Annotated in this window: 12 protein-coding genes and 1 pseudogene; 6 read left to right on the forward strand and 7 right to left on the reverse strand. The window is 43.9% G+C overall.

Going from position 1 to position 13,208, the window contains the following annotated elements; translation table 11 throughout:
• Positions 1–293: 293 nt before the first annotated feature.
• The 3 genes from cysC to ACLGGO_RS17655 all read right to left on the reverse strand — a co-directional run bounded on the left by cysC (position 294) and on the right by ACLGGO_RS17655 (position 2,808).
• Positions 294–848 carry an adenylyl-sulfate kinase gene (cysC, locus tag ACLGGO_RS17645; RefSeq protein WP_446336355.1) on the reverse strand — a complete coding sequence of 185 codons (555 nt, stop codon included), beginning with the start codon at positions 846–848 and terminating at the stop codon, positions 294–296.
• A 268-nt stretch (positions 849–1,116) separates the two neighbouring features.
• The gene (locus ACLGGO_RS17650) at positions 1,117–2,157 is read right to left on the reverse strand and encodes a glucokinase (RefSeq protein WP_446420288.1); all 1,041 of its coding nucleotides are present in this window, start codon (positions 2,155–2,157) and stop codon (positions 1,117–1,119) included.
• Between the two features lie 12 nt (positions 2,158–2,169).
• Complete coding sequence (locus tag ACLGGO_RS17655; RefSeq protein ID WP_446336357.1) at positions 2,170–2,808, reverse strand: histidine phosphatase family protein; 639 nt, start codon at positions 2,806–2,808, stop codon at positions 2,170–2,172.
• Between the two features lie 487 nt (positions 2,809–3,295).
• Between ACLGGO_RS17655 and ACLGGO_RS17660 the strand changes: the two genes are divergently transcribed.
• The 4 genes and pseudogenes from ACLGGO_RS17660 to ACLGGO_RS17675 all read left to right on the forward strand — a co-directional run bounded on the left by ACLGGO_RS17660 (position 3,296) and on the right by ACLGGO_RS17675 (position 5,870).
• A complete protein-coding gene (locus tag ACLGGO_RS17660) occupies positions 3,296–4,255 on the forward strand; it encodes an RNA polymerase sigma factor, RpoD/SigA family (RefSeq protein WP_446420289.1) in 960 nt (319 codons plus the stop codon).
• A gap of 132 nt (positions 4,256–4,387) precedes the next feature.
• A complete protein-coding gene (locus ACLGGO_RS17665; protein WP_446336359.1) occupies positions 4,388–4,723 on the forward strand; it encodes a DUF760 domain-containing protein in 336 nt (111 codons plus the stop codon).
• A gap of 149 nt (positions 4,724–4,872) precedes the next feature.
• Positions 4,873–5,367 (forward strand): annotated as a pseudogene (mutT, locus tag ACLGGO_RS17670) (8-oxo-dGTP diphosphatase MutT); the annotation flags it as partial.
• 176 nt (positions 5,368–5,543) lie between these two features.
• Positions 5,544–5,870, forward strand: a complete 327-nt coding sequence (locus tag ACLGGO_RS17675; protein WP_446336360.1) for a DUF433 domain-containing protein — start codon at positions 5,544–5,546, stop codon at positions 5,868–5,870.
• Positions 5,871–6,065: 195 nt separating this feature from the next.
• Here ACLGGO_RS17675 and ACLGGO_RS17680 read toward each other — a convergent pair whose 3' ends face one another.
• The 4 genes from ACLGGO_RS17680 to ACLGGO_RS17695 all read right to left on the reverse strand — a co-directional run bounded on the left by ACLGGO_RS17680 (position 6,066) and on the right by ACLGGO_RS17695 (position 9,072).
• Positions 6,066–6,551, reverse strand: a complete 486-nt coding sequence (locus tag ACLGGO_RS17680) for an SPOR domain-containing protein (protein WP_446420290.1) — start codon at positions 6,549–6,551, stop codon at positions 6,066–6,068.
• Positions 6,541–7,665 (reverse strand): ATP-binding protein, encoded by a 1,125-nt coding sequence (locus tag ACLGGO_RS17685; RefSeq protein WP_446420291.1) that lies wholly within the window; start codon positions 7,663–7,665, stop codon positions 6,541–6,543. The genes ACLGGO_RS17680 and ACLGGO_RS17685 overlap by 11 nt, the downstream gene beginning before the upstream one ends.
• A 323-nt stretch (positions 7,666–7,988) precedes the next feature.
• Complete coding sequence (locus tag ACLGGO_RS17690) at positions 7,989–8,330, reverse strand: hypothetical protein (RefSeq protein ID WP_446420292.1); 342 nt, start codon at positions 8,328–8,330, stop codon at positions 7,989–7,991.
• A 10-nt stretch (positions 8,331–8,340) separates the two neighbouring features.
• Entirely contained in the window at positions 8,341–9,072 is a 732-nt protein-coding gene (locus tag ACLGGO_RS17695; RefSeq protein ID WP_446420293.1) for a hypothetical protein, read from the reverse strand.
• A gap of 347 nt (positions 9,073–9,419) precedes the next feature.
• Between ACLGGO_RS17695 and ACLGGO_RS17700 the strand changes: the two genes are divergently transcribed.
• Positions 9,420–10,775, forward strand: coding sequence for an NB-ARC domain-containing protein (locus ACLGGO_RS17700; protein ID WP_446420294.1), 1,356 nt, complete (start codon positions 9,420–9,422; stop codon positions 10,773–10,775).
• A gap of 195 nt (positions 10,776–10,970) precedes the next feature.
• On the forward strand, positions 10,971–13,055 hold the full coding sequence (locus tag ACLGGO_RS17705) for a thioredoxin domain-containing protein (RefSeq protein WP_446420295.1): 2,085 nt from the start codon (positions 10,971–10,973) through the stop codon (positions 13,053–13,055).
• Positions 13,056–13,208: the final 153 nt, after the last annotated feature.

Genomic DNA, 13,208 nt, shown 5'->3' on the forward strand with positions numbered 1-13,208 from the left:
TAAATTCAATCGGGGTTGACCAGATTGAATTTACCTTGGGGGAGTCCAATGTACCCCCACCCTACTTCACTCCGTTTCGTTGAGGATGGAGTTCTATAGCTCCCCCAATCCCCCACGTTTTGATAGCAACCGCCATAGCGGTTAGGAGACATCATTTTTTAGAGACGTTGCATGCAACGTCTCTACTTCGGGTGACGGCTGTGTTTACACGTCCGCTATGCAAAGCGTGCAGTAGACTAAAAAGCAGATACCAATTACTGCCCTGGAACCTTGGAGCCTTCTTTTACTAGTCTCTAAGCGCTTTCGGCAGCAAGCTGCTTTGGTAGATAACCCAACTCTTCCAGTTTTTGCAGCACTTTGGCGACACTCTCCGATAACTCCTCCTGATCAGTACGGCATTCCACTTCTGGGTTGAGGGGGGGTTCGTAAGGATCGTCAATTCCGGTAAACCCTATAATTTCTCCAGCGCGGGCGCGTTTATATAATCCTTTGACATCTCGTTCTTCACAAGTTGCCAGAGGAGCATTGACGTAAACTTCTAAAAAATCACCAATTTTTTGGCGTACCTCTTCTCGAATCTCACGGTAGGGCGAGATAGCCGATACCAAGACAACTACACCATTGCGGGTAAGTAGGTGGGATACAAAACCGATGCGACGGATGTTCTCGTCGCGGTCTTCTTTGCTAAAGCCCAATCCTTTGGTGAGATTCTGGCGAACGATATCGCCATCTAACACTTCTAGCTTACATTCCTTGTCTTGCAAGGTTTTGGCTAATGCTTGGGTAATCGTAGTTTTACCCGCACCACTTAGACCTGTGAACCATATTGTTACACCGCGCTGATTCATAATTATTTCTGTCGCTGTCCTAAAACCTACTGTAAGTACAACTGTTCCTGTTTTCTCAGGTGAAACACTAATCGTCAAGCTTCTGTTTTTTGGAATAACAGATTGTTTGCTGATCAGGCTTAGATTTTAACCTAAGTCCAGGACTTGACAATAGTTTAACTCTGTTGTGCCACAAGTCTCCCCGGATCAAAGACGCGCCATGGCACATCTATACATGGCTTCTCCTGCTTCCTGTGCGATCGCAACACCCGAAAACGTTTCGAGCAATTTATAATCGAGAGGCGCATATTGCTGCACCAATTAGCCCAACCTGGGGATTGGTCACAATATGAACCGGAACCTTTTCCAACAGGGAACTAACCCGACCTTTTTCAGTAAAAGTTCGCACAAAAGTACCATCCTGCATCAAGGGCAAAATCTTAGCCGCAATCCCGCCAGCAATATATAGCCCACCGTAGGGTAAGAGTTTGATCGCCAGATTCCCCGCTTCAGCACCATAGGCTTCCACAAACATTTTTAAAGTCTGTTCACTGAGGCTATCGCTCTTGTGCAACGCCGCTTTAGAAATCTCCGCCGCCGGATCAACGCTTTTCTCACTGCGTCCCATTTCTCGTTCCCAGGTTCTGACGACTTGGGCAATTTCTGGGGATTCGTGGGCAAATTGCCGATCTCTCAAAAACTGGTAAATGGCAACAATTCCTTGACCGGAAACGACTCGTTCAGCGGAAATGCGCTGGATATCGTATTTCTCGCGTAAATATTGTAAAAGTTGGAACTCCAGTTCAGTGCGGGGGGCAAAATCAGCATGTCCGCCCTCAGAGGGAAAAACCTGATACCTGTCCTGGTTCTGAATCAGAAATCCTTGTCCTAAACCTGTACCCGCACCGAGTAGCGCAATTGGCGCCTCGGATTGGGGAGTAACCGATTGTAGAGTACATACATCGTCCGAGTCTAAACCGAGAATCCCGTAACCAACCGCCGCAAAATCATTGATTAGAGTGACTTTGGCGATTGCGAGTTCTTCCTCTAAGCGTCTGGCGTCCAGTACCCACGCCAAATTGGTCAGGTTGGAGGTATCATTGACCACAGGACCTGCGATCGCAAAACAGGCTTTTTCGATGGTCAGTTGCCGCTGTAGCTTTTGTCCCGCTTCCGATAGAAACCTCTCGACGATCGGTACTAAGTCTGGGAAATCACGGCTAGGATAACGGGTTTCATGAAGAACCTGCAACAATTGAGAGTGTTTTTCCTCCACCAGTCGCAAAATCGTTTTAGTCCCGCCGATATCTCCTGCCAGTATTAATGTCATAGAATCTTAACTTTAATTAAATCGAATTACCTTCTCAGTTTGACTGAGGTGGGATGTATCCCCGTTGAGTTCCATCACCCATTTTTCCCCATGACCCACGAGTTTGACTAAACAGCATAAAGTCGCGTTCACTTCGGGTTGACCCCCAACTAATCCCCAGGTCGCACCGACGACTGAGGCACCATGACCTACTAATAAGATATCGTCTGTGAATTCTGTGGTCAGTCGGCGTGCTGTTTGAGCGGTGCGTTCTAGCACCTTCTCGTTGGTTTCTGGATAGTGAGCGATGACGCGGGAGGTATAACCCGAATCAATACAGGGAAAGCGCTTTTGCATTTCCTCAACAGACAGTCGTTCTGGCTCCGTTTGCATCCATTCCGGATTCAGCCATTCACTCAAACCCGCCTCTATCTTAATGGGTAAGTCCAGAATCTGAGCGATTTGGTTCGCTGTTTGTACCGTTCGCAAAAACGGTGAGGCGAAAATATGCTTGATGGTCTCACCGCTTAACCGTTGACCTAATTCCTGTGCTTGACCAACGCCATCTTCCGATAAAGGGGGATCGTAAGGACGTTGAGCTGTGTTAAACCACTCCGGGTTAACGAAGTCGAGGCGATTTCCGTGTCGGGCAATCCAGACGGTTTGAGTCATGATATAAATAACCGATAATACAAAAAATCCAGGAAAACCGCTCGCCATAGCGCCATAGCACATCAAGAACCTGCGCTCTTGCTCTCTAAGAAGGGCGGGTTTAGTGAGGTTAGAGGTTTTCTCCAAAACGTTATCAGTAAAACCCGCCCCTACAACCCTGCACCCCTGTCTTCCTTTTTAGATGAACGGCTTTTGATTAAGATATGTTACAATATTTAACGAAGTGTTGGATTGTGGCAGATAACTTATGAAATAGGCAGAGGCAAAAACAAACAAATCGGATAGCCAGCCCTAAAGTTGGATTATGGATGGGGGATTTGACTTACCCTCTTCATCCATGTTTTGAGTTTTCTAATCAATCTATTCTCCCCCTATTGAAATAAAAATTAACATTTCTCTCATAGAGAAGCGTTCACCCAAGCCTGAGGTGAACCCTCCTGAAAAGGAGCTTAGTTGCTTGAACTTCACTCATGATATAGCGATCGCTATGAAAACTGCTCAGACCTCTACAGACCTTGTTCGGACTTACCTCCAAGAAATTGGTCGTGTACCTCTATTGACCCACGAGCAAGAGATATTATACGGAAAACAAGTACAGCGTTTAAATGCCCTAGAGCAAATCAAGGAGTCGCTGTTTGAACAATTGGGTTACGAACCAACGCTGTGTGAGTGGGCGAAAGCCTCGTCCCTATCGGAAACTGAGTTACAAGCGTGCATTAGGGCGGGTCAAGTCGCTAAGCGCAAAATGGTAGAAGCCAATTTACGTCTGGTGGTTTCCGTGGCGAAGAAGTATATCAAGCGCAATGTAGACTTGCTGGACTTGATTCAGGAAGGTACAATTGGTATGCAACGGGGTGTAGAAAAATTTGACCCGACCAAAGGGTATCGTTTCTCCACCTACGCCTACTGGTGGATTCGCCAAGCCATTACCCGTGCGATCGCAGAAAAAGGACGAACGATTCGCTTACCGATCCACATCACAGAAAAGCTCAACAAAATCAAAAAAGCCCAACGCCAACTCTCCCAGCAGCTAGGGCGTGCAGCCACCGTATCGGAATTGGCGACAGAATTAGACCTGACACCAAAGCAAGTCCGGGAGTACCTGGAGAAAGCGCGTCAACCTCTGTCGTTAGATCTACGGGTTGGCGATAATCAAGATACGGAACTCGGAGAACTTCTCGAAGACAGCGGACCTTCGCCAGAAGATTTTGCCACCTATTCAGCCATGCAAGTCGATCTGGAGAAGCTGATGGCGGATTTGAGCGAGCAGCAACGTCAGGTATTAATGCTACGCTTTGGTTTAGTCGATGGTCAACCCATGACACTCGCCAAGATTGGCGATAAACTCAAAATCAGCCGTGAACGAGTCCGACAAATTGAACGGGAAGCCCTGTCTAAGCTTCGCAAGCGCCAAGCCGAAATGCGCGAATATATTGCAGTAAGTTAGTTTGTCTTATGTCTTATGTCTTATGTTTTGTGGGACAACCCAATAGGTGAGGTTCGGTTCCAACTACCTGATGATCAACAGTCCCTTGTTAAATTAAATGACAGATAGAGAGCTATTGCTCGGAGGTAAACGGTGAACAAGCAATCTGATCGCGAACCAGAATTTTTTGACGGCAATGGAGACAATAATCTTTTGTGGGAGTACGTACAATCCCTGAGTCCAGAAACCGTTTCCCATTTATCCAAACCCACCTCGGCTGATGTGTTTCAGGTCATCGAACGTAATGTGATGGGATTGTTGGGGAATATTCCTTCAGACCACTTTGATGTCACCATTAATACTAGCCGCGAGAATCTCGGACGTTTATTAGCCTCAGCAATGGTCAGTGGTTATTTTCTACGTAACGCTGAACAACGCATGACGTTTGAAAAGTCTCTGCAAAAGACCGATTCCTCCGGCAGAGAGTAAGCCCTGAAGTAAAGGATGATTGGTTTAACTAGGGGAAAAACCCCTCCCTAGAAGTGTAGACCTCTGAGTCGGGGCGGGCGCGAGTTACATCTGTTGTAGAACCGAAAAGATACTCGTGAAAAGAGCCCCTACACACGAGAGGCGCCACAAACCCCGATTGTTCTCATTGTCCTTGGCAGGTTCACTGTCAGGCGTACAATCTAGGTATTGCATCTAAGTTACCCATGCGTGAAGCCTCTACGCCCTTACCTCACAAAATCATTGGTGTTGCCGTTATTCGGAATGACCAAGGACAAATTTTAATTGACCGCCGCCCTGCTCAGGGGTTACTAGGTGGATTATGGGAGTTTCCTGGCGGCAAAATTGAGCCAGATGAAACTGTGACAGACTGTATTAAGCGGGAAATTCGGGAAGAATTGGGAATCGAGATCGAAGTAGGCGATCGCGTAATCACGGTTGATCATGCCTATAGCCATTTTCGGGTGACGTTGATGGTTCATCACTGTCGTCATCTGTCTGGTGTCCCCCAAGCCTTAGAATGCGATGAAATCCGTTGGGTAACTCTAGAGGAAATTGACCAGTTTCCGTTCCCCAAGGCTAATAGTCAGATTATTACAGCATTGCGTCAAGAGGCTGAGGGCTAATTCAGCTATTCATGGCATATCCTGATGATTGCCCATAATTGCAAGGCTTTAACAGCAAAGGTTTCAGGCATTTTCCTTGGTGTTCAACCAGACATGATATCATTACTATTCAATACTATTCAATTAAAATTCAGAGTAGGAAGCACTACAACAAGAAGGAAAAGGAAGCCATTCCTATGACTCTCAAAGAGCTAAAACAACATCTGTTAGCCCTAAGTCCGTCTGAAAAGGTAAAAGCCATTCAACTACTCGCTCAGAGCTTGGGTAATACTTGGCAAGGAATCGAGAAAACTCCTGGTGTTTGTGGTGGAGACGCTCGTATCATCAATACTCGAATTCCGATTTGGGTTCTCGTGGAAGCTTGTCGCCTTGGATATAGTGATTATGATCTCCTGAAGAGCTATCCAACCCTTTCTGCCGCCGATATAGCCAATGCTTGGGCTTATGCACAAGCCTACCCTGATGAAATTGAATGCGCCATTCAACGCAACGAAGCGGCATAGTTTATGGCACGTTTTTATGCCGATGAGCAATTTCCTTATAATTTTTTACTTTAATATTGCAAAAAAGCCAAGTAAGCTAGGCATTATTAACCATATATTTAGCTTGAGAAAGGATTGACATTATAAAATATTGTCGAATAATATCTAACTTTTCGCTCTGAGATCGCTTATGCTGCTGCACTGGTGAGGTCAGAGCTATTTGCAATGGTTAACATTCCTAGTTCGAGTAGTAGTCACTACTGCACCAGTTCCTCTACGGGCATTGAAACCACGACTTTTAAGTTCCGTTACAAATTTATTCGCCTTTGAGCGGTTGTAGAACGAGGCTACTGTGATTTGATTAGCAGCATTAGCGTAAGCATCACAGCAGTAATACTTGCGAATTCTTTGCAAATTTGAGTCAGTATAATTCACATAAACACGATACCATGTATTCGTTCCACCTGCACTGATATCGCCACAGAAACTCATAGGAAAATCAAATGCCGAAGTTTTTTTAATCGTATTACTTTCAATTTTTTCTTGAGGAGTAAATAATTGAAATAGTCCATAGCCTGTCACAATCAGAAAACTAGCAATCGTTGAAAATATCAACCTTTTTTTGCTAAAGAACTTGGGTCGCTGGTGTTTTTGCAAGGCGATAAGGATCTTTCGCTTAATTTCTTCTTCGTCATTCCTCATCACAATTTCCTTCCCTGGCTATAGCTGCTTTAATTTTTTCACCGATTTGCTTTTTTTCTTTTGGAGTCAAACTCTTGGATTCTGAATCAACATTAATCCGGGATTTTTTAATGCCTTCGATAGACTTGAGTAAATTAGTTAGTTCGATCTGTTTTTTTCCCTGGCGTGCAACTCTCATAGCCGCGTCAATCACGGCATTTTTAATATCGCGACCGCAAACATCATCGACTTTAGCTAGTTCTTCAACTAACACATCTTTTGCTTTTGGCATTTTGAGGGGAAGATGTTTCTCCCAAATTTTTTGACGACAGATTTCATCTGGCATGGGAAAGTTTACATGGCGCACTCGCGTTTCAAACGCTTTATCATAATTTTGAACTAGATTAGTAGAAAAAATGACAACTCCGCGAAATCGTTCTAAGCATATAAGTAACTGACTCCGCATGGAGTTAATGGCTTGCTCAGAACCTTGAGAGACGTTAGTTAATCGTTTAGAAAGTAAGGAATCAGCTTCATCGATAAACAGCAAGGCATTTTCTCTCTCGGCTGCCATAAAAATTGCCTCAACATTTTTTGGTCCTTCGCCATGATACATACTCTCAATTTGAGCGTAACTGGCAACTAAGATATGACGGTTAATTTTAGAGGCGATCGCGTGTGCTGCCAAGGTTTTTCCGGTTCCCGGTTTTCCATGAAAATTGAGCGCAGTACGAGGAAAAGGTTCAATTTGCCGCAATCCCCACTCATCGAAAACTTTGGACTCTAACTGAATTAAGTCAACAGCCAAAAGCAAGTCTTCTTCTACTTCATTGGGAACGACTAATTGCTCGAAGGTAAATAAAGGTTTGCTAGCTTTGTATTTTTTTGCGCGTTCTTCAGGGGACAGATTGTAGTCATATTTTTTATCCGCAGAATCGCTAGATGCAGCAGATAGTTTTTGGCTGTTTCTTTGTATTTCAGATTTAGTCCCTACGATAAGCTGGATAGTTTCAAGATTGGTTTCTTCCAGTAGCTTAGTGACTGCGTTTAAAAGTCTGGATCGACAAAGCGCAGCGACAGTTTCAGGGACTTGATTGGGAATACCATTTACAAAAAGAGAAGGAACTTCATTCATATACGGTAAAACCTATAATTATGTCAATTGTTTGTGGTTCTATATCCAAACTACAAGTTCTTTTCTGCTGTAGCCATGAGCCTCTTTTATTTTATTATCAACAGAGTCTCCGCTTTCAATATTTTTTTGCACCGTAAAGCCTATTTTCTATCTATCTTTTATGGATTTATGCTCATTCTTAACCATCAAATAGTCGGATTTTCTAAACCAATTTACTAAGCTCTGTAAAGTTAGGTAGCAAAAGTAAACAGTTACATAAAATCCGGCAGAAAATACAGACCATAAATCCATTGTTTATGTCCATTCTAATAAAAAAATGTTTATTACCAAAATGCTACTTCATTGAAAAGGTGTGCATTTCGTATTTTTAAATCCACGGAACCTGCCTCAATACCTCTAGCATCATGAATTTCTTCTTTTTGTGTATTGAAAATGCCCTGAGCGTATTTATAATTTCCAGTGTCAATCGCTTGTTTTACAGTAAATGCAAGATACTCTCTATCTTTTAGATTTCTGCGATCATTTTCAATTATCAAATAAGCAAACTTTTTAAACCAATATGCTAGTTTTTCTAGAGTTAGGCTTGCAAAGTAAACACCTACATAAATTCCGGCGTTAACACCCGCCCATACAGCAGCCCATAATAGCAGTGATAATGGTTCCATTATTTCCTCCTTATTCCACTATAATTACATTTTTGTCACCAAAATTATCCAGCAACTCTTCGTCCAATTTAATAGCCACTAGCTGCCGACCATAAGGTTTACCAGCAGAATCACAAACTAATTCATTATTTTTATCTAGAAACATTTGGACGATATGATGACCTCGGTGATGAGGTTGACTTAGTATAGCCCCTCTCTTTATCCTGGCATCATTGGGGCGATTGCTTACGAAATAAGTGATTGCCTCTTCATAGGTTATCAATGGTATAATGTCTGGTAATGTCAGAATGTCGCGCCATAACTCGCCCAATTGAGCAAATATATCCTGATTAAATTTATGATTTGGAAATTTTTTATTTCTTAATTTAACAAAAATTAACTCTCGACCATCAAAAGTTTGTGCCAGTTTTTTATCTAAATACTTTGCAACTAGCTGGCGACCATAGGGAGTACCATCTTTACGACAAATAGTCCGGTTATGTTGGTCTAAAAATACCTGCCCCAAGATTTGACCTTCAACGTGTTCTTGACGAATAATTACACCTTTGTAAACAGTAAAGTCGGCTGGGCGATCGGTCTCAAAAAAAGTCATCACTTGCTCAAAAGTTACGGGTGCCTGTATTTCCGGCATTGCCAGAATTCGCGGCAACCATTCATTGAACCGAGCAGCTATTCGCTGTTCATCCTCGCGAGTTATTTTTTTATCTCTATCAGAGGAGTCCTTACGAAACCAGTTTACCATAATTGCATAATTTCCCTTATGAGCTAAAGTCGTTAGTCTTAAAAATTGCTATCTAACAAGGAATTACAAATGATTTGTAAAATCGTTTCACTATTCAAACTCAACTCTACCCTTAACCCAGGAATGGATACAGAGAGGTTTTTAGGTATTTTTCAGATTCACAAAATAGCTATATAACTATCATTGTGGCACGCCTTTTTTATAGCGGCAAGCTTAATTAGGTTAATTTAGTGTAGAATGATAACTTGATTGCAAATTTTATTTGGCGTAAAAAAGAGTAATTTAGTCGCTAAAAGTGAAAAAGAGTGTAATATAGTGTAATGCTAGACTCAAATCCACTTTCAGCTATGGATGTTCAAGAAGTCTTAAACTGGACGGATAACTTGGTGTTCTCAAAAACGGGAAAACATCTCGACTCTCTGCAAAAGGCTGTAGTTGAGGGGACTTGGCAGCGGCAAAAATACCCAGAAATTGCTAGGAATTGCAACCGTACTCACGATCGCATCAAACAAGTGGCAAGAGAATTATGGCAGTTAATATCGGCAGAGTTGGGAGAAGATGTTAGGCAATCTAATTTTCGAGCTATTTTAGAACAAGTAGAATTTTCCAATGTCTTATATTTTGGTTCTGGTGATGGCGTAAAAATCGGTGACATTAAATTCTGTAAAGGAGATTGCCCTAATCCCACAGCAAAAAACCGATCGCGCCCCTCAAACGCCACCAGTACCCAACCTGAAAAACGCCATGATTTAACCGAAGCACCGGAATGCGATCGCGTCTACAACCGCACCACAGAACTAACCACCCTCAAACAGTGGATACTCCAAGAAAAAATCCGCATTGTCACTATCTTTGGATTGCCTGGTATCGGCAAAACCACCCTTGCTAGAGAACTCGTCGAACAAATTAAAGATAATTTTGATTATATCCTCTGGTGCAACTGTACTGAAACCCTGACGCTGAAATGCCTACAAACTAACTTAATTCAGTTTTTTCCCCAAGATAGAGAAACCAAACTCCCCTCCCTAATTGACTATCTGCGATCGCATCCCTGCCTAATCATCATCGACGATCTCCAAGAACTATTTACCCCTGGAGAATTAGCAGGCACATATCTGCCAGACTGTGAAAATTACAGCAAATTCTGGCAACAAATGGCGCGAACACCTCACCACAGTTGCTTCCTACTCATAAGTTGGGAAAAACCCACAGAAATTGCTAGTTTAGAAGGAGAAAACCGCCACTGCCGCACGTTAAAACTTGGTGGTTTGGCAGATTCAGCGGCGGAACTCTTGACGGACAAAGGCTTAACCGATGAGGATAAATGGTTGGAACTTATCAAACGTTACGGCGGTAATCCCTCCTGGTTAAATATAATTGCCTCTACTATCCAAGATTTATTTAACGGTAGCGTTCATCGCTTCTTATCCTATCCCAGTCTATTTTTGGGAGACTTAGAACCCAGATTACAGGCACAGTATCAACAGTTATCTGAATCGGAGAAAATGGTAATGCTTTGGTTAGCGCACCAAAATGCGGCAGACATTTCCCACAAACCCGCAGAATTAGCGTTGTCTGATTCCGATTTTTTGAAGGCGGTACAGTCTTTGAGAAAACGGGGTTTAATTGAAAAAATAACCGATAACGGAGAATCGCTGTTCGCTGTTCAAGCTTTAGTTAAAGCGTATGTGAAAGAGATATAGACTTGCATTCTCCTAACCGGGCGCCTGTGTCGGGGTTCACTTTCACGACTAGCTTTTCGGTTGCACAAGGGATGTGACTCGCGCCCTTACTACGAACGGGAAGGGCTCGCATCCCTTACTACGAACTACGAACAAAACCGCAAACCGCGATAAACTAAACCAGAGAGCATCTAGAGTAACCACAGTTGAGTTGTCATGACCAATCGCCTTGCCCAATGCCAAAGCCTTTATCTGCGTAAGCATGCGGAAAATCCCATCGATTGGTGGCCCTGGAGTGATGAAGCGTTATTCACCGCCAAGGCAGACAATAAGCCGATTTTCCTGTCGATTGGTTACTCAAGCTGCCACTGGTGTACGGTGATGGAAGGGGAAGCTTTTTCTGATCCAGCGATCGCGCAGTACATGAATGCTAATTTCTTACCGATTAAGGTAGACCGCGAAGAACGCCCGGATATTGATAGCATTTATATGCAGGCGTTGCAGATGATGACCGGTCAAGGGGGTTGGCCCCTAAATATCTTTCTGACGCCAGATGATCGAGTTCCCTTTTACGGTGGTACTTATTTCCCTGTCGAACCACGCTATGGGCGTCCGGGCTTTTTACAGGTATTACAAGCAATTCGCCGCTTCTATGATGTTGAAAAAACCAAGCTGCAAAACTTTAAAGCAGAAATTCTTGGTCATCTGCAACAGTCGGTTATCCTCCCCGCCTCAGGACAACTCACGGCTGAGTTACTCCACCAAGGGATGGACAAGACTATCCAAATTGTGGCTAGTGGGAGTTATGGACCAAGTTTTCCCATGATTCCTTATGCGGATTTAGCATTACGGGGAATTCGCTTCGACAAGACGACAGACGTTGATGCTTACCAAGCTTCGCGATCGCGTGGGTTAGATTTAGCCAAAGGGGGAATCTATGATCACGTCGCCGGCGGCTTTCATCGCTACACCGTAGACGCCACTTGGACGGTGCCCCACTTTGAAAAAATGCTCTACGATAATGGGCAGATTGTCGAGTATCTGGCAAATCTGTGGAGTGCGGGGATTAAGGAAGCCGCCTTTGAACGGGCAATATCGGGGACAGTGCAATGGCTGACAAGGGAAATGACCTCATCTTCAGGTTATTTTTACGCCGCCCAAGATGCTGATAGCTTTACTGAACCTGGCGCCGTCGAACCGGAGGAAGGGGCATTTTATGTCTGGAGTTATGCCGAATTGCAGCAACTCCTCACCCCTGAAGAATTGGCAGAACTGCAAGAACAATTTACGGTGACGTCTGAGGGCAATTTTGAAGGACAAAATGTTTTGCAGCGCCGTTACTCGGATCAGTTAAGTGATACCTTAGAAACGGCATTAGCTAAACTGTTTACTGCCCGTTATGGTTCCCCACCCAATACGATAGAAACCTTCCCCCCAGCCCAGAATAATCAGGAGGCAAAAACTAGGAATTGGTCAGGTCGTATTCCCCCAGTTACGGATACGAAAATGATTGTGGCATGGAATAGCCTGATGATTTCCGGTTTAGCCCAGGCACATGGTGTATTTCGTAAACCAGAATACCTGGAATTAGCCACAACGGCAGCTAAATTTATTTTAGAGAATCAATGGGTTGATCAGCGTTTCCATCGGCTGAATTACGAAGGTCAAGCGTCTGTATTGGCACAGTCGGAAGATTATGCTTTATTTATTAAAGCCTTATTGGATTTGCATCAAGCTTCACTAGGATTAGCCACTACACAGGAGTCTTCCCAATCGCCAATCCCTGATATCTGGTTAGAGGAGGCGATCAAGGTACAAGAAGAATTTGACGAATATCTGTGGAGTGTAGAACTCGCAGGCTACTATAACGCGGCTAATGATAGTAGTGGGGATTTATTGGTACGGGAACGAAGTTATACCGATAATGCCACACCTGCGGCGAATGGAGTCGCGATCGCGAATTTGGTGCGTCTGACGTTACTTACTGAAAATTTATCCTATCTAGATCGCGCAGAACTTGCCCTCAATGCGTTTGGGAGTGTGATGAATAAGTCGCCCCAATCCTGTCCCAGTCTGTTTACGGCTCTCGATTGGTTCCGCAATTCTACCCTAATTCGCACCAGCGCAGATCAGATTTTATCCCTAATGATTCAGTATTTTCCGGCAAGTATGTATCGATTAGAAACCAGTCTTCCGGAGGATGCGATTGGGTTAGTTTGTCAGGGACTCAGTTGTAAACCCACGGCTCATACCCAGGAACAATTATTGGCGCAAGTCCAGAAAAGTCAAACGAGGGGATAGTAATTTTTCAAGGGAACAGGGAACGGGAGCATGTCAGGGAAAGCACGCAATATTCCAGCTAACCGGATAAGTTGGGTTTCGTTGCTCAACCCAACCTACTCTCGTTGATATGCACCCCCAGGGAACAGGATCTCTCACAACTTATTTAGAAGT

The organism is Coleofasciculus sp. (genome assembly GCF_046565525.1).
GTDB lineage: Bacteria > Cyanobacteriota > Cyanobacteriia > Cyanobacteriales > Coleofasciculaceae > Coleofasciculus.